Source organism: Oceanimonas sp. CAM02, assembly GCF_032842915.1.
Classification (GTDB): domain Bacteria; phylum Pseudomonadota; class Gammaproteobacteria; order Enterobacterales; family Aeromonadaceae; genus Oceanimonas; species Oceanimonas smirnovii.
On record NZ_JAWJBK010000029.1, the window covers coordinates 372,717 to 389,756 of the forward strand.

Consider the following 17,040-nt stretch of genomic DNA (forward strand, 5'->3'; position numbering starts at 1 on the left):
TAATTACTGCTCCAGCATGGCGTCGATGTCGGCCTTGTAAGGAATGGAGGTCTGAGCGCCGGGGCGGGTAACGGAAATGGCCGCGGCGGCCTGGGCAAAGCGAACTGCCTCGGACAGCGGCAGCCGCTGCTGCAGCGCGGCCATCAGGGCACCATTAAAGGTATCGCCGGCGGCAGTGGTATCCACAGCCTTGACGGCAAAACCGGGAATGCGCCGGCCATGGCCCAGCTCACTCAGCCAGACGCCGCGGGCCCCCAGCGTAATCATCACGGTGGCAATGCCCCGGTCGTGCAGCGCCCTGGCGGCGGCCCCGGCACCTGCCTCGTCTCTGACCGCTATACCGGTGAGGCGCTCGGCTTCGGTTTCGTTGGGGGTAATGATGTCTACCAGGTTCAGCAGCTCGTCAGGCAGTGCCTGAGCGGGGGCAGGGTTAAGAATCACCTGCGCACCCTGGTCGCGGGCGGTTTTGGCTGCGGCCAGATTGGTTTCCAGCGGAATTTCCAGCTGCAACAATAGTTGCCGGCAGTGCAGGGCGCTGCTGTGGCGTTGCAGCTGTGCCGGAGTCAGTCCGGCATTGGCACCGGGAGCCAGGGCAATGGTATTTTCACCATTGTTGTTAACCTGAATAAGGGCAACGCCTGTGTTGACACCCGTTATAGTATCTATGGCCGTTATGTCTATGCCATCCTCAGCAAAGCCCTGTATCAGGCTGGCAGCGAGGGCATCCTCGCCCACACAGGCCACCAGCCGGGTGCGGGCACCCGCTCTGGCGGCAGCAACCGCCTGGTTGGCTCCTTTGCCGCCGGGCACAATGCGATAGTCACTGCCGGTGAGCGTTTCCCCGGGGCGGGGAAACTCGGGCAGGCGGATCACATGATCGATATTAATACTGCCGGTTACGGTTAACGTCATGATATCAGTTCCTGAATTACTTGCTGATCACCTGCAGTGGCACCGGAATATGGTCGGCCACGGTATCGCCTTTCAGAATTTTGTCGGCGGTTTCAATTGCAATGGCACCAATTTCACCAGGCTGCTGAGCAATGGTCGCTGCCAGCCGGCCGCCCTGCACGGCCTTGATGCCGTCTTCGGTGCCGTCAAAGCCTACAATCAGCACGTCTTGCTTGTTGGCGGCCTGCAGCGCACGCAGAGCACCCAACGCCATTTCGTCATTCTGGGCGAATACCGCCTGTACATTCGGGTTACCGGTCAGCAGGTTTTCCATCACGTTCAGACCTTTGGTGCGGTCAAAGTCGGCAGGCTGGCTGGCCAGCAGCTGAAAGTTGTGCTCGCTGACGGCCTGAGCAAAGCCAGCCCCGCGTTCCCGGGCGGCACTGGTGCCGGCAATGCCTTCCAGCTGAATGATTCTGGCGCTATCGCCGATTTGCCCGGCAATAAAGTCACCGGCCATTTTGCCGCCGGCCACGTTGTCGGAAGCAATGTGAGAGACCACATCCCCCCGGTTGGCGGCGCGGTCCAGCGTCAGCACCGGCAGGCTGGCGCGGTTGGCCAGACGAATGGCGTTGGCCACGGCATCGGAGTCGGTGGGGTTGATCAGCAGCACTTTGGCACCGCGCACATTGAGATCTTCCACATTGGCCAGCTCTTTGGCCGGATCGTTCTGGGAGTCGAGCACAATCAGGTTATAACCCAGCTCGGCTGCCTTCTTTTCCGCGCCTTCCTTCATGGTCACAAAAAAGGGATTATTAAGAGTGGAGATCACCAGTGCAAGCGTATCCTGAGCATAGGCACCGGCGGTCATGGTGGCGCTTACCAGGGCGGCGGACAGCAGTGTGGTCAGTTTTTTCATGATGACGTTCCTTTTCAGTGTGTGAGTTACTTGTTTTTGGTGTCGACCAGTACCGCCAGCAGGATCACCGATGCCTTGGCGATCATCTGATAGTAGGAGGAGACATCAAGCAGGTTCAGCGCATTGTTAAGAAAACCGATAATGAGTGCACCAATCAGGGTGCCCATAATGGCACCCCGGCCACCGGCCAGACTGGTGCCGCCCAGCACCACGGCAGCAATGGCGTCCAGCTCATAGGAGGTGCCGGCAGTAGGCTGAGCCGATGACAGCCGGCTGGTGACGATAATGGCAGCCAGCGCCGACAGCATGCCGCAGATGGCATAAACCCCCATTTTGACTCTGTCCACATTAATGCCCGACAGCCGGGCTGCCGCTTCATTACCGCCTACGGCATAAATATAGCGACCAAAGCGGGTGTGATTAAGCAGGTACCAGGCACCCAGAAACGTGATGGCCATCAGCCATACCGGCACCGGAATACCAAATACATAACCGGTGCCAAACCAGGCAAAGAGATCGCCGGCATCAGTGAAGCCGGTGGAAATGGGGCGGCCGTCGGTATACACCATGGTTATGCCGCGCAACAGGGTCATGGTGACCAGGGTAGCAATAAAAGCCTGAACCCGGCCCTTGGCAACAATGACACCACTTACGCCCCCCAGGGCAAAACCTGCCAGCAGCACGGCCGGCAGCGTCACAAAAACAGGCAGTTCCATGGCCACCATACTGGCAGCAAATGCACCGCACAGGGCCAGCACCGAGCCCACACTGAGATCGATGCCGGCGGTCAGAATGACCAGGGTCATGCCCACGGCAATAATGGCGTTTACCGAGGTCTGGCGCAAAATATTAAGCATATTGTCCAGGGTGAAAAAATGCGGATTGATCAGTGACACCACCCCAATCAGCAGGATCAGGGCAATCAGCGACTTCTGGGCAATCAGCCATTCCTTGCTGAACCAGCGACGGCCGGGGTTGAGAGTGGAGTTCATGCCTTTTCCTCTTGTTGCGTCTGGCCCACGGCGGCGGCCAGCAGTTGTTCCTGAGTGGCCTCGGCGGCCTTGAATTCACCGGTGACCCGACCTTCGTGCATCACCAGAATACGGTCGCTGATGCCCAGTACTTCCGGCATGTCCGACGACAGCAGCAAAATGGCCATGCCCTGCTGTTTGAAGCGGTTAATCAGCTGATAGATCTCTTTTTTGGCACCCACGTCTACGCCGCGGGTGGGTTCGTCCAGGATCAGTACGCGGGGATGGGTCATCAGCCCCTTGGCAATGGCTACTTTTTGCTGGTTACCTCCGGAAAGGTGACCAATCAGCTGCTCCCGGCCCGGTGTTTTGATATTGAACAGACCGATAAACTCGTCTACTGCCTCGCGCTCGGCTCCGTGCAGCAGCTGTGGTCCTTTACTGAACTCTCCCAGTGCCGACAGGCTCATATTGGCCAGTACCGACAAACCCAGCACCAGGCCATCGCCCTTGCGGTCTTCGGAAATATAGGCAATACCGGCATTCAGGCCCTGATGGGGCGTGCCGGCCCGATAGGGCTGGCCGGCCAGTTGGGTCCGGCCGCCGGTGCGGGGCACGGCACCATAAAGAATGCGGGCAAGCTCGGTACGGCCGGCACCCATCAGGCCGGAAAAGCCGACAATTTCACCTTCATGCAGCGTAAAACTCACGTCACTGACGCCGGGGCCGCTGAGTTTTTCCACTCGCAGTACTTCCTTGCCGGCCGGCTGCACCAGACGCGGATATTGCTCGTCAAGGCGGCGGCCCACCATCATTTCAATCAAGGTATCTTCATCGATTTCGGCCACCGCTTTTTCACCAATCCATTTGCCGTCACGCAGCACGGTAATGCGATCGCAGATTTCAAAGATTTCAGCCAGCCGGTGAGAGATGTAAACAATGCCACAGCCATCCTGACGCAGCTCTTCAATCACTCGAAACAGAGCGCGGGTTTCCGTGTCGGTGAGAGCGTCAGTTGGCTCGTCCATAATGATGACATCGGCGTTAAACGACAGTGCTTTGGCAATTTCCACCATTTGCTGGGCTCCGATGCTCAGATCGCCAACCCGGGTTTTGGGGGAGTGTTTTATTTGCAGCCGGTCCAGCAGGGCCTGAGCATCGGCATACAGTTTGCGCCAGTTAATTCGACCCAGCGCTGCTGTGGGCTCGCGCCCCAGAAAGATATTTTCGGCAATGGTGAGGTGAGGCAGCAGGTTCAGCTCCTGATGAATAATGCCGATGCCTGCTTCCTGAGACTCACGAGGCCCCTTGAAATGACAGTGCTGGCCCCGGTATTCAATGGTGCCGGCGTCGGCCTGATAAATACCGGTCAGCACTTTCATCAGAGTGGACTTGCCGGCGCCGTTTTCTCCCATCAGCGCCATGACCTGACCGGAATAAACATTTAAACCGGCCTGATCCAGTGCCTTGACGCCGGGAAAGGCTTTATCAATGCCGGAAAGGGACAATATCGGATTCATAATTTTCCTCAGAAGGGGACACCGGCGCACAAAATAAGGTTAGCGTAGGGAGTGCACTCGCCGGTGCGAACCACTGCCCGGCTATGGCCGGTGCGCTGCTTGAATTCAGTATGGCTGATGTAGCTCACAGTAATATCGCGACCCTGCGCAGAGGCGGCGGTGGCAATGTGAGCTAACAGACGCTGATGCAACCCGGGGCTGACGGATTTTATTTCTGTGGCCAGCACCACGGCTTCCAGCTGCAGCTCGGTGAGCAGGGCCGTCAGAGTGTCTTCAATACCCGGCAGGCCGGGGCAGATAGCCAGATCAATGCGTGGCACATCGGCAGGCACCGGCAGGCCGGCATCGCCCAGCGTTACTTCATCGGTATGGCCAAGGCTGGCCACCAGGGCAGAGAGCTGACTATTCAGCAGAGTGGTCTTTTTCACGACTGGGCCTTTTCTGGGAAATTATTCGGCGAATCGGTTACGCAAACGATTCGATGGCTGAATTTTAGGTAAAACCCAAAATAATGTTAGGCGAAAAATCATGTTTCGCTAAAAACTGTGATCAATATCAAATTTTTTTTGGCTGTGCCGGAAGACTAAAAAATCCGGTATCGGGCTGCCTTGAGAAAAGTGAATTGGTACACTGCGGGCCGCCGTGTATTGCACTTAACAGGTAACATAGTGAACGCCAGATCAGTTAATGCCGAATACAGCCAGTTACTGGCCCCCATTGATGACTTTCTGCATTGCGCCACCCCCAAAGCCTGGCTGGATGAAGCCCGAAAGCCGGAACGGTTACCGGTGTTGCTGGTGGATCATGCCAACTGTGAAATGAAAGCGGCCATGAGTGCCCACAGCCTGGTGAGACGCTATTGTCTGCCCAGGGAGCAGCGCAAGTTATTGCCTAACCTGGATTTTTATAAGTCACTGGATGCGCTGCCGGAAAAGGGAGAGGTGCTGGGCAAACAAACTCAAACAGCGGATAACCGCCGGGTGTTTGACGAGCTGGCCAAAAACGACCTGCTGGTAAAAATGGTGCGGTTAATTCAGGAAGAACTACACCATTTTGAGCAGGTACTGGAGATAATGGAGTCTCGTCATGTGCCTTACAGTACGCTGTCAGCGTCTCGCTATGCCAGGGGTATGCTGGCGCATGTGCGAACCTTTGAGCCGGCAGCGATTGTAGACCGCCTGATCATAGGCGCTTATATAGAAGCGCGCTCCTGTGAGCGTTTTGCCCGGCTGGCACCTTTTCTGGATGAAGAGCTGAGCCGCTTTTATGTGTCATTGCTGCGCTCTGAAGCTCGCCACTATCAGGACTATCTCACACTGGCCCGGGACTATGCCGGAGCATGCATAGCGGATCGAATCGCCTTTTTTGGCGAGCAGGAAGCGGCGCTGATTCAATCGCCTGATCCCCTGTTTCGTTTTCACAGTGGTGTGCCAGGTTCAAGCGCACAGGGCGGCCGCTGATCGAATGTTAAAGACTATCGTCTGCACACTCTGAATCATGCCGGCAAACCAGTACCTGAATAACGCCTTGTATCCGACCAAGGTTTAATACTGTTGGCAGATGTCTTCTGATAAGGTCGCCCGCTTTGCTGTGCGGCGAAATCATGTTTTACTCTTTTGCCCATTAGTGTTGTTGTATTTTGGTTAAAGAAGGGACAGGCAGACGATCATGTGGAATATCATCAAAATCGCCAGTGCATTTATTGGCATCATTGTGGGAGCAGGGTTTGCTTCCGGGCAGGAAGTGCTGCAGTACTTCACCAGCTTCGGTTACCTGGGAACAGCCGCGGCCGTGGTAGCCACTGCTCTGTTTGCCTATCTTGGCATGATGCTCACCTGGCTGGGCAGCCGCACTCAAACCCGCTCTCATAAAACCGTGGTATATCAGATTAGTGGCCGCTATCTGGGCGTGATTGTGGATGGCGTTATCATCTTTACCCTGTTTGGAGTGGGTGTGGTCATGATTGCTGGTGCCGGCTCCACACTCAATCAGCAATTTGGCTTGTCACCTGTGGTGGGCAGTGTGCTGATGACACTGATGATGGGGGCTACCCTGATGCTGAATGTAAAACGGGTAGTGGGGCTGATTGGCAGCATTACGCCGTTTTTGGTGCTGGCGCTGATCCTTATCTGTATTTACAGCCTGTTTACCATGGAGCGCAGCTTTGAAGAGCTGGCCCCCATTGCCGAAGGTATTGAGTCGACTCTGCCGCACTGGCTGGTGTCGGCGGTGAACTATGTGTCGTTCAATATTGCCGTGGGTGCAGCCATGTCACTGGTTATGGGCGGTGCCGAGCCCAATGCCCGTATCGCCCGCTGGGGCGGTCTGCTGGGGGGAGCCGGTGTGGGCGTGATGATCATGATCAGCCATTTGGCCATGTTCTCGCAAATTGATGTGGTGGCAGGCTATCCGTTACCGCTGCTCAAAATCATAGACGGCATTTCACCCTGGCTGGCCAAGGCCATGGCCTTTGTGCTGTTTGGCATGATTTTCAGTACGGGTGCTAGCATGTTCTATGCCTTTGTTGCCCGTTTTGTAGAAATGCGTACGCCGGCGGCAAACCGTTTCAGCATGGTAACCATGGTGGTGGGCTTTGTGGCCAGTTTTGCCGGCTTTACTCAGCTGGTGGCGTTTTTCTATCCGCTAATCGGCTATCTTGGCCTCTTTCTGGTGGGCGCACTCATCTATGCGCCACTGCGACTGAAGCGTGCCGGTGACAAAATATTGCAGCCGGTCTCCGACACCCAATAAGCAGATAAAAGGCCCGGTTTTACCGGGCCTTTTTATTGTATTGCTTCCGGTGACTCGGGGAGTATCTGTCCACCATCCACAATCAGGGTTTGACCGGTAATATACCGAGCTTCTCTTGATGCCAGAAAACAGGCGGCATGTCCAATGTCGTCAGGCGTGCCCAGAGTATGAGTGGGAATGGCCGCCCTCATTTGCGCTAAGTAATCCTCACCCTGGGCCTGCAGTCCTTCGGTGAGAATATTACCGGGCATCACAGCATTGATGGTAATACCGTCACGGGCACACTCCAGCGCCGCGCTGCGCATAAAACCCAGCTGGCCGGCCTTGCTGGCGGCATAATGACTCCAGCCGGGAAAGCCGGTTACCGGTCCGGTAATGGAAGAGGTGATCACAATGCGGCCGTAGCCCCGGGTACGCATCACCTCCAGTGCTGCCTGCACCATAAAGAAAGTACCCTTGAGGTTGATATTGTGCATTTCATCCCAGTGCTGCTCTGTCATGGTGGCCAGGTTGCACTGAGGAAAGATCCCGGTGTTGGAGCACAGAATATCAAGTTGCCCAAAGTCCCGCTTAACCGCAGCAACAACCTGTTTGCAGCTTTCCTGGTTGGATACATCCAGATAAAAATAATGCGCTCCCAGCTCCTTGGCGCTGCTCTTGCCGGCGGCCTCATCAATATCGGCGATAATCACGGTGGCACCGGCGTTGGCCAGCACCCGCGCAATGCCCTTGCCAATGCCCTTGGCACCGCCCGTGACCAGGGCGACCTGTCCGGTTAAATCAAACATTTGCTCTCCTTGTTTTGTCTTAAATATAAGCAATCATGCAAGCATAAACCGAAAATAAAAGGAGTGAGGCTGATCGGCTTTTAAATATTTGTTTTCTTCAGTACCTTGAATAGCAGACTCATAAATTACTGCGAGGAGGTAAGCATGACTATATTCGAGCAGGATCTGCGCCATTTGCGTCGTTGTGTGGAGCTGGCCAAAGAGGCCCTGAGTGAAGGTGATATGGCCTTTGGCTCTGTGCTGGTATCCGCCGAGGGGAAAGTACTGGCGGAAGACCGCAATCGCATTCATACCTGTGAGCCCACCTGGCACCCCGAAATTGCGCTGGCCCGCTGGGCTGCGGAAAACCTGAACGAAACCGAACGAGCCCGCGTTACGCTTTATACCTCAGGGGAGCACTGCCCCATGTGCTCCGCCGCTCATGCCTGGGCAGGCCTTGGGCGCATTGTATTTGCCAGCTCCGCCGGCCAGTTTGCAGCCTGGTGCGAGCAATGGGGCCAGGGTGCCTCACCGGTAAAGGCGCTGACCATTAACGACGTGGCCCCCGACATTCCCGTGGCCGGTCCGGTACCCGAGCTGGCCGAACAAATCCGCGAGCTGCACCGGCAGTATTTTGGAATTGAGTATTAATATCAGCCTTGGTGATGAAAGCAATAACATGAACATTCAAAAAAGAAGAGACAGTGCGCTAAAGGAGCTGACGGATGAAACCGGGGTGTACGCGCTGTGCGATCTCGATCAGGTGCCTATCTACATTGGTTTATCCAAAGATGGCATCAGAACGCGAGTAAGAAGACACCTTACCAGCGCCAGAAGTGATGTGATTGCCAACAGGCAGCTGGATATATGGGAAATATCACAAGTGTGGGCCTGGCCGCTGAAGCGTGAGGGTAATAATATCGAGGTGCTGGAGTCTGAAATTATTAACCATTACAACCGTAAAAGCCCGCTGGTGAACGGCAAGATACCAGCCGAACTCGTGCATGCGGGAGTGGTAGCAGCGCCGGCTCAGAAAATATCCATTATGGATGAGCAGGAAAGGTTATACCGGCTCGATCCCTTGAGGCGCTTGCCCCGTCAGCTTGAGCATTTCAGTAATCTGTTCTCCCATATTCTCGAGGTCAAGAATAACTCGGAGCAGAGAAGAATGCTGCGAGTCCACATATCAAGAATGCGTAAGTATTATGAGAACTTTATGAAAGACTCGGGAGAAACTGAGCTTTATATCGATAACTTATTGAGCAAGTAAGGGATGCAACAAGTGTTTTGCCAGATAGCTGACGGCAGGCACTGCAATAGCATCTCCCATGGCCTGGTAGCCCTGATTGTATGAGCCCGGGATCTGGTAGCCACTCGGGGCACCCATCAGTCTGGCAGCTTCACTAATGGTGAGCAGGCGGGTACCAAAAGTGCCGTTTTTATAGATAAGAAGCTGTTGCCTGCTGCTGCCACCGGATGCTGTGCGCAGGCAGCCGGCAATGCCATCGGTTCTGACTTCAAGCACCTGTCTGCCGGCACGTGTTCTTTTATAACCGGGGAATATATACTTGCCCTGTTTTATCGCTTCGTTGATTTTTTTCCAGTGTTTGTCGGGGATCAGCGAAAGGTGATGCCGTACTGTTTTTTCATCATCAAAGGGATGGTGCATATCGATAACGTCTTCCAGAGTCAGCGTTCGTGCTGTTGGCTGCGGAAGTTTCCACCATTGCCAGTCTGCTGCTTTTTTTGCCACCGACTGCACTACGTTCGGCTGTGCCCAGCCGGGCCCATTGGTGGTGAATGCCCGTAAATTAATATGATTACGCACACCTATAACAAAGATCCTTGGTCTTGATTGTGGCAGCCAGTGCACAGCATCAAGCAATACAGCACCTACTGCATAGCCCCTTTCTTTAAGCGCCTCATGAAGAAACAGATAGTTTTCTCCTCCCCGGGACGACAGCAGACCTTTAACATTTTCGGCAACTACAATGGCTGGCTTTACTCTGGTTTCATCCAATACCCGCAGCCATTCCCAGACCATGCCGCTGCGCGCGCTTCGAATGCCACTCATATTTCCTGCAAGAGATAAGTCCTGGCACGGAAAGCTTGCCCAGGACAAATCATGCTGAGGAATGCTGTTACCATGAACATGCTCAATGGAGCCAAGCAGAAAAGGTTTGTGGGCATGGTTACTGGAAAACACCGCCTGCTTTCTGGGGCAGATATCATTAGCCCAAACGGTCTCAAAAAAGTGGCTCAGTGCTGCTGTGGCAAGGCCACTGCCGGCAAAAAAATCCGCACACCTGAACATACCAGACGAGCCCAATGAAGCATCAGCTTCAAGAGTATCGAGTATCAGGTTAAGTTGAGGAGTGCAGTGTGTCATGGTCTTGCCTGAAGAAAGTCTTAAGCTGTTTATTCATACAGTATTGTAGCAGCTGTATACAGGCTGTCATGTTACCACATAGCGCATTAAGCGCTTAACGAAGATAATGATGAAAGTGGCGGTGCCCGAACAGGCACCGCCTGAGGAGCTTACTTCCTGGTCGCGGCCTTCATCTCTTTTACAAAGGCGGTCAGCGCATTGAGCATGGCCTGGGGCTGGTCCAGATGCTGCTCAATGATCTTCACCACGGCGGAGCCGGAGATGGCACCGGCGGCACCGGCCTTGATGGCGTCGCGCACCTGCTCGGGGCTGGAGATACCAAAGCCGAGCAGTGACGGCGGCGCGTCATATTTGGCCAGGGTGGCGAGCAGGGTGTTTACCGGTGCACCGGCCTTGGTCTCGGTGCCGGTCACGCCGGCGCGGCTCAGCAGATAGGTGTAGCCGGAGCCGGTTTCTGCCACGGCCTTGAGGGTGGCCTCGTCGCCGTTGGGCGGGGCGATATAAATGCTCTCAATACCGGCCTGGTCGGCGGCGGCCTTGAAGGGTGCGGCCATTTCCAGCGGCACATCGGCCACCAGCACAGAGTCTACCCCTGCTTCAGCGGCGCGGGAGTAGAAGCTGTCCATGCCCGGTGCGTATACCAGGTTGGCATACACCAGCAGGCCGATGGGCAGCTCGGGGTACTTTTCCCGCACCTGTTTGAGCATGTCAAAGCAGGTTTGTGTGCGGGTGCCGGCTTCCCGGGCGCGCAGGGTGGCAGCCTGAATGGTGGGGCCGTCGGCCACCGGATCGGAGAAGGGAATGCCCAGCTCCAGCGCATCGGCACCGCCGGCCACCAGGGCGTCAATGATCTTGAGCGACTGCTCGGGAGTAGGGTCACCCAGGGTGACGAAGGGCACAAAGGCGCCCTCATTGGCGGCGTTCAGGCGCTGGAACAGTTGCTGGTAGCGGCTCATTTTATTTCTCCTTTTTGCTCCAGGATCTCGGCAACGGTAAAGATGTCCTTGTCGCCACGACCGGACAGGTTAACCACCAGAACTTGTTCTTTTTCCGGCTCGGCTTCGGCCAGTTTCAATGCATAGGCGAGAGCATGGGACGACTCCAGTGCCGGAATAATCCCCTCTGAACGAGCCAGGGCCTGAAAGGCGTCAAGGGCTTCATCATCGGTCACCGACACATACTGAGCCCGGCCTGTGGTGGCCAGATACGCGTGCTGCGGGCCGACCGAGGGAAAGTCGAGGCCGGCAGACACAGAATAAGATTCTTCCACCTGGCCGTCTTGGTCGTGCATCATCAAAGAGAGCATGCCAAAGAACACGCCCTTGGTGCCTTCCCCCAGGGTGGCACCGTGCTCGCCGGTGTCAATGCCCTTGCCTGCCGGCTCCACACCAATGAGCTTGACGCTGTCTTCTTCAATAAAGTCGGCAAACAGGCCAATGGCGTTGGAGCCGCCGCCCACGCAGGCGATCACCGCATCGGGCAGGCGCGCTTCGTGCTCCACTATCTGCACCTTGGCTTCTTCGCCAATCATGCGCTGAAATTCCCGCACTATGGTGGGAAAAGGGTGGGGGCCGGCGGCCGTGCCCAGCATATAGTGGGTGGTGTCGTAGTTGGCGGTCCAGTCGCGCAGCGCCTCGTTGCAGGCGTCCTTCAGGGTGGCAGAGCCGGCATGCACCGGTATTACCTTGGCACCCATCAGCTCCATGCGAAATACGTTGGGCTTTTGCCGCTCGCAGTCTTTGGCACCCATATAGACGATGCATTCCATGTCCATCAGGGCGCAGGCCAGCGCCGTGGCCACGCCGTGCTGGCCGGCACCGGTTTCGGCAATAATGCGCTTTTTGCCCATGCGCTTGGCCAGCAGCGCCTGGCCCAGTACCTGATTGGTTTTGTGGGCACCGCCGTGCAGCAAATCTTCCCGCTTGAGGTAGATGCGGGTTTTGGTATTGCTGGCCAGGTTGCGCACGCGAGTGAGCGGTGTGGGGCGGCCGGCATATTCCGCCAGCAGCTCTCGAAACTCGCGGTCAAATTCCGGATCCTGCTGGGCATCCACAAAGGCCTGCTCCAGTTGCAGCAGCGCCGGCATCAGGATCTGCGGCACATACATGCCGCCAAAATCACCAAAAAAGGGGTTAAGTAAGCTCATTTCTGTGTCCTGCGTCCGTAATGTCTGAGGGTGGCAAAGGTCGCCTTGAGTTTGGTGGCGTCTTTTTGGCCGGGGGCGCTTTCCACGCCTGAGTTAAAGTCCAGCCCAAGGCAGCCCTGGCTGGCGGCGGTGGCGGCGTTGTCGGGAGTGAGCCCGCCGGCGAGCATGGCACTGGCCTTGTCGATGTCGTTCAAAAGCGCCCAGTCAAAGGCCAGGCCGGTGCCGCCGCTTTGGTTGCCGGCTTTGGTGTCGAACAGCAGCCGGTCGGCGTGCTCGGGCAGAGCCGGCAGCGCATCGCTGACTGCCACCGCTTTCCAGATGGCCACGCCGGGTAGCCTGGCTTTCAGCGCATCTATAATGGCGTCGTTCTCATCGCCGTGCAGTTGCACCGCAGAAAGGTTCAGCTCCTGCGCGGTAGCAACCACCTCGTCTATGGGATGATTCTGAAATACGCCCACATAGTGAAGCGGGGCACCGGCCATTACGCGGCGGGCCTGATCCAGGCTTACGCAACGGGGGCTTTTTTCCACAAAGATCAGCCCGCCATACACGGCCCCGGCGTCATAGGCAGCGGTGGCGTCTTCCGGCCGGGTCAGGCCGCAGACCTTGTTGTCGCCCAGGATCAGCCGCCGCACCGCCAGTTCCAGATCGTCTTCGGCCATCAGCGAGCTGCCCACCAGAAAGCCGTCGGCATGGGCCGAGAGGGCCTTGGTCTGGCCGTGGTGATAAATGCCGGACTCAGAAATCACGATTCGGTCGTCGGGGATCAGCGCCGCCAGCCGTTTGGTGCGGTCGAGGTCGATGCTGAGGTCCCGCAGATCCCGGTTGTTGATGCCAATGACCCTGGCACCCAGTTTAAGGGCGCGGGCCACTTCATCTTCGTCGATCACTTCGGTGAGCACACCCATGTTGAGGGACTCGGCCACGGCGGCAAGCTCGGCATACTCCTCGTCATTCAGTACCGACAACATCAGCAGAATGGCGTCGGCCTGGTGATACCGGGCCAGCTTGATCTGATAGGGGTCGATAATAAAGTCCTTGCAAATCACCGGCTGGGTCACCTGGTTGCGCACTTGCGTGACAAACTCAAAACGGCCCTGAAAGTATTTCTCGTCGGTGAGCACCGAAATGGCCGAGGCGTAGCGGCCATAGACGCCGGCAATGGCGTCCAGGTCGAACACTTCGCGAATCAGGCCTTTGGACGGCGAGGCTTTTTTGCACTCCAGAATAAAGGCCGGCTTGCCGGCGGCCAGGGCCTCGGCAAAGGGGCGATCACTGGGGGTGAGGCCGGCTTCAAAGCTTGCCAGCGGCTGGCTTTGCTTGCGCGCTTCCACCCAGATTTTTTTGTCGGCAACGATTTTGCCGAGCACTGTATTCAGCATTGACTCAACTCCGCCAGTTGTTTGGCTACATCCATGGCACGGCCGGATCTTAACACGGACAGCGCCCGCTCCACGCCTTGCTTGAGATTTTCCACCTGACCGCTCATTACCAGCAGCGGTGCTACGTTCATGGCAATCACGCTCTGCTGCGCCAGGGTGCCTTCGCCGGCCAGCAGTGCCTCGGTGATCAGGCGGTTTTCTGCCGGTTCACCGCCTTCAATGGCGCTGATATCATGACGCTCCAGCCCCAGCGCTTCCGGGGTGATGTCATATTCGGTGATGTCACCCTTATTGATCTCGGCAATGTGAGTGCTGCCGTGAATGGCAATTTCATCCAGACCACTGCCGTGCACCACCATGCCGCGCTCAAGGCCCATGGCCACCAGGGTGTCGGCAATGGGGCGCACCAGTGCCGGACTGTAGACGCCAAGCAGCATAAAGCCGGGGCGGGCCGGGTTTATGAGCGGGCCCAGCACGTTAAAGATGGTGCGGGTTTTCAGGGCCTGGCGCACCGGCATGGCGTGGCGAATGCCGCCGTGGTAGTGAGGCGCAAACAAAAAGCACACATTGGTGTCGTCCAGGCAGCGACGGGCCTGTTCCGGATTTAAGTCCAGGCGAATGCCGAGCTGCTCCAGCAGATCGGACGAGCCGGACTTGGACGACACGCCCCGGTTGCCGTGCTTGGCCACCTTGATGCCGCAGGCGGCGGCCACCAGCGCCGAGGTGGTGGAGACGTTAATGGTGTTCATGCCGTCGCCGCCGGTGCCCACTATGTCACAAAAGGCATAGTCGGGGCGCGGAAAGGGTTTGGCAGCGGCCAGCAGAGCGCTGGCGGCACCGGCGATCTCGTCGGAGGTTTCACCTTTCATTTTTAATGCGGTCAGCAGGGAAGACAGCACTATCGGATCCATATCGCCGCTCATCACTTGCTCAAACAGGGCGTGGGCCTGTTCCCGGCTGATGTTTTCGCCCCGGTAAAGTTGCTCCATGGCCTGGCTCATGCGGCATTCTCCTTGTTGCTGATAAATGTCAGGCTCTGGGCCAGCAGGCGCGCCCCGTCCGTGGTCATAATGGATTCGGGATGAAACTGAAAGCCCAGCACCCGGTTGGCCTTGTCCTGCACCGCCATGGTCATGCCATTAAAGTCGGCAATCACCTCCAGGCCGGCGGGAATGTCGGTGCCCACCAGGGAGTGGTAACGGGCCACCGGCAGCGGATTGGCAAGGCCTTCAAAGGCACCGTCACCGCTGTGGCTGATCATGGAGCTTTTGCCATGTTTGATTTCACCTGCGCTGGTTACTTTGCCGCCGTAATGCTCTACCAGTGCCTGATGGCCAAGGCAGATGCCAAGAATGGGAACATGACCCAGACATTCCTTGATGAGTATCGGCATATTGCCGGCGTCACTGGGCTTGCCCGGACCGGGGGAGAGCACCAGCACCGGGTTTTCGGCCTGCTCCATGGCGGTGAGCAGCTGGGCTACCGGCACTGTGTTGCGGTAAATGTTGACGGTGGCACCCAGCGAGCGGAACTGATCCACCAGGTTGTAGGTAAAGGAGTCGTAGTTATCGAGCAGGAAAATGATCGGGCTCATGGGCTCACCTCCGCCAGTGTGGTGCCGTGGGAAAGAGCGATGGCATTGAGCACTGCCGCCGCCTTGTTGCGGGTTTCGTCGGCTTCTGCCTGCGGATCCGAGTCATACACCACGCCGGCACCGGCCTGCACATGGGCCTGGCCGTTACTCACAAAAGCAGAGCGAATAACAATACAGGTGTCCATGTCGCCCAGGCCGTTGACATAACCCACGGCACCGCCGTAGCTGCCCCGGCGCTGGCCTTCTACCTCACGAATAAGCTCACTGGCGCGAATTTTGGGCGCGCCGGTCAGGGTGCCCATGTTCATACAGGCCTGATAGCCGTGCAGGGCGTCGAGATCGGCACGCAGAGTCCCTACTACCCGGGACACCAGATGCATCACATGGCTGTAGCGATCCACGCTCAGCAGATCTTTTACATAGCGGCTGCCGGGCTCGCTGATGCGGGCAATGTCGTTGCGGGCCAGGTCCACCAGCATCAGGTGCTCGGCGGTTTCTTTCTGATCCTGACGCAGCTCCAGCTCGATGCGGCCGTCCAGATCCAGATTGATGCTGCCGTCCGGATTAAAACCCCGGCGGCGGGTACCGGCAATGGGATACATCTCCACCTGACGGCTGGCGTGGTCAAACTTCACCGAACTTTCGGGGCTGGCACCAAACAGAATAAAGTCTTCATCGTTCACATAGAACATGTAGGGGCTGGGGTTGGTCTGTTTAAGTTTGCCGTAGGCCGCGAGCGGACTGGGGCAGGGCAGGGTAAAGCAGCGCGAGGGCACCACCTGGAAAATGTCGCCGGCCACTATGTTGCCCTTGAGCCGTTCCACGCTGGCGCGAAACTCGGCGTCACTTTTATTCGTTGCCACTTTACCGTTAAGGCCAGATTGTGCCCGTGGGCTGGCATGACGCTCGCCACAGGCGGCGGCAAGCGTGTTCAGGCGGGTCTGCAGGCGTTCCTGCTCTCTTGGGTCAAAGGCGCAGGCGGCCAGATGGCACTGCTCTGTTACGTGATCCAGGGTGATCAGGGTCTCTGCCAAGTAAAAACAGAAGTCGGGGCAATGGTTAATGCCCTCGGTCACCTCGGGCAGACGCTCGGTGGCGGCAATCAGATCGTAGGCAAAGGTGCCGGCCATAAACAGATGCTGCTGGCCGCGGTCGGCGTCAAAGCGGGTAAGAATAAGACGTATGGTTTCCAGCACGGAAGGCGCTTTCAGGCGGCTGTCTTCGTCCAGGTTGGCATCGGCTTGTGTCAGGGTCACGGTAAGCCGGGTGTCGCTGCGTTCGCCGCCCAGTTCGCTGTGAACCAGCGCCAGTGCCGGCAGGCCATTGGCATTCAGGGCAGTGAGCGTGACGGTGCGGCCGTGGCATACCAGACGCACACAGGCGTCGAGCATCAGTAAACTTTGGGTGCCGGCCTTGGTGTCAATTTCGGCAGACTCAAACAGCAGGCTGTTATCGCCGGGCTGGCTGAGGGCGGCGTATAACGCCAGAGGATCATCGGTATAGGGTGCATCGTGCAATAAAACGTGGAGCTGACCTTGCGCCATTGGGTGTTCCTTTTTAGTTAATGCTGATCATCAGGAATCTGTCTGATGACCTGGCTGGCAATGTCGTCGTCGGTAACAGACGCGAATGCCGGTAGTGGTTCAGACCGGTTGTCGGATTGCCATCGCCAAAAATTCATAAAGGTCGGTTTCATCGCGTTACCTTTTG

Annotated in this window: 17 protein-coding genes; 4 read left to right on the top strand and 13 right to left on the bottom strand. The window is 57.0% G+C overall.

Annotation, left to right across the window (positions count from 1 at the left end; all coding sequences use genetic code 11):
* Positions 1–3 precede the first annotated feature (3 nt).
* Genes rbsK through rbsD form a run of 5 tightly spaced genes read right to left on the bottom strand, consistent with a single transcriptional unit; the run spans position 4 to position 4,729 of the window.
* Complete coding sequence (gene rbsK, locus R0I78_RS11010) at positions 4–915, bottom strand: ribokinase (RefSeq protein ID WP_317075370.1); 912 nt, start codon at positions 913–915, stop codon at positions 4–6.
* A gap of 13 nt (positions 916–928) precedes the next feature.
* Positions 929–1,810, bottom strand: a complete 882-nt coding sequence (gene rbsB / locus R0I78_RS11015) for a ribose ABC transporter substrate-binding protein RbsB (RefSeq protein ID WP_019935597.1) — start codon at positions 1,808–1,810, stop codon at positions 929–931.
* A gap of 26 nt (positions 1,811–1,836) precedes the next feature.
* A complete protein-coding gene (gene rbsC, locus R0I78_RS11020; protein ID WP_019935598.1) occupies positions 1,837–2,802 on the bottom strand; it encodes a ribose ABC transporter permease in 966 nt (321 codons plus the stop codon).
* Positions 2,799–4,301, bottom strand: a complete 1,503-nt coding sequence (rbsA, locus tag R0I78_RS11025; RefSeq protein WP_019935599.1) for a ribose ABC transporter ATP-binding protein RbsA — start codon at positions 4,299–4,301, stop codon at positions 2,799–2,801. Before rbsA ends, rbsC begins: the two co-directional genes overlap by 4 nt.
* Positions 4,302–4,309: 8 nt before the next feature.
* Positions 4,310–4,729, bottom strand: coding sequence for a D-ribose pyranase (gene rbsD / locus R0I78_RS11030; RefSeq protein ID WP_317075338.1), 420 nt, complete (start codon positions 4,727–4,729; stop codon positions 4,310–4,312).
* Positions 4,730–4,969: 240 nt separating this feature from the next.
* On the opposite strand from rbsD, the gene miaE reads away from it, so the two are divergent.
* Together miaE and R0I78_RS11040 are read left to right on the top strand one after the other, a co-directional pair.
* On the top strand, positions 4,970–5,761 hold the full coding sequence (gene miaE / locus R0I78_RS11035) for a tRNA isopentenyl-2-thiomethyl-A-37 hydroxylase MiaE (RefSeq protein WP_317075339.1): 792 nt from the start codon (positions 4,970–4,972) through the stop codon (positions 5,759–5,761).
* Positions 5,762–5,969: 208 nt separating this feature from the next.
* The gene (locus R0I78_RS11040; RefSeq protein WP_019935602.1) at positions 5,970–7,052 is read left to right on the top strand and encodes a membrane protein; all 1,083 of its coding nucleotides are present in this window, start codon (positions 5,970–5,972) and stop codon (positions 7,050–7,052) included.
* A 32-nt stretch (positions 7,053–7,084) separates the two neighbouring features.
* Here the strand turns inward: R0I78_RS11040 and fabG are convergent, their stop codons facing one another.
* Positions 7,085–7,840, bottom strand: coding sequence for a 3-oxoacyl-ACP reductase FabG (fabG, locus tag R0I78_RS11045; protein WP_317075340.1), 756 nt, complete (start codon positions 7,838–7,840; stop codon positions 7,085–7,087).
* A 144-nt stretch (positions 7,841–7,984) separates the two neighbouring features.
* Between fabG and R0I78_RS11050 the strand changes: the two genes are divergently transcribed.
* Together R0I78_RS11050 and R0I78_RS11055 are read left to right on the top strand one after the other, a co-directional pair.
* Complete coding sequence (locus R0I78_RS11050; protein ID WP_317075341.1) at positions 7,985–8,470, top strand: nucleoside deaminase; 486 nt, start codon at positions 7,985–7,987, stop codon at positions 8,468–8,470.
* On the top strand, positions 8,454–9,089 hold the full coding sequence (locus R0I78_RS11055) for a GIY-YIG nuclease family protein (RefSeq protein WP_317075342.1): 636 nt from the start codon (positions 8,454–8,456) through the stop codon (positions 9,087–9,089). Before R0I78_RS11050 ends, R0I78_RS11055 begins: the two co-directional genes overlap by 17 nt.
* On the opposite strand, the gene R0I78_RS11060 is transcribed toward R0I78_RS11055, so the two are convergent.
* The 7 genes from R0I78_RS11060 to R0I78_RS11090 all read right to left on the bottom strand — a co-directional run bounded on the left by R0I78_RS11060 (position 9,075) and on the right by R0I78_RS11090 (position 16,874).
* Positions 9,075–10,208 (bottom strand): DNA cytosine methyltransferase, encoded by a 1,134-nt coding sequence (locus R0I78_RS11060; protein ID WP_317075343.1) that lies wholly within the window; start codon positions 10,206–10,208, stop codon positions 9,075–9,077. The genes R0I78_RS11055 and R0I78_RS11060 overlap by 15 nt on opposite strands.
* Before the next feature lie 149 nt (positions 10,209–10,357).
* Positions 10,358–11,164 (bottom strand): tryptophan synthase subunit alpha, encoded by an 807-nt coding sequence (gene trpA / locus R0I78_RS11065; protein ID WP_317075344.1) that lies wholly within the window; start codon positions 11,162–11,164, stop codon positions 10,358–10,360.
* Positions 11,161–12,354, bottom strand: a complete 1,194-nt coding sequence (gene trpB / locus R0I78_RS11070; RefSeq protein WP_317075345.1) for a tryptophan synthase subunit beta — start codon at positions 12,352–12,354, stop codon at positions 11,161–11,163. Before trpB ends, trpA begins: the two co-directional genes overlap by 4 nt.
* Entirely contained in the window at positions 12,351–13,736 is a 1,386-nt protein-coding gene (trpCF, locus tag R0I78_RS11075; RefSeq protein ID WP_317075346.1) for a bifunctional indole-3-glycerol-phosphate synthase TrpC/phosphoribosylanthranilate isomerase TrpF, read from the bottom strand. The genes trpB and trpCF overlap by 4 nt, the downstream gene beginning before the upstream one ends.
* Positions 13,730–14,737, bottom strand: a complete 1,008-nt coding sequence (gene trpD, locus R0I78_RS11080; protein ID WP_019935609.1) for an anthranilate phosphoribosyltransferase — start codon at positions 14,735–14,737, stop codon at positions 13,730–13,732. Before trpD ends, trpCF begins: the two co-directional genes overlap by 7 nt.
* Positions 14,734–15,330, bottom strand: coding sequence for an aminodeoxychorismate/anthranilate synthase component II (locus tag R0I78_RS11085; RefSeq protein ID WP_317075347.1), 597 nt, complete (start codon positions 15,328–15,330; stop codon positions 14,734–14,736). The genes trpD and R0I78_RS11085 overlap by 4 nt, the downstream gene beginning before the upstream one ends.
* A complete protein-coding gene (locus R0I78_RS11090; protein ID WP_317075348.1) occupies positions 15,327–16,874 on the bottom strand; it encodes an anthranilate synthase component 1 in 1,548 nt (515 codons plus the stop codon). Before R0I78_RS11090 ends, R0I78_RS11085 begins: the two co-directional genes overlap by 4 nt.
* Positions 16,875–17,040: the final 166 nt, after the last annotated feature.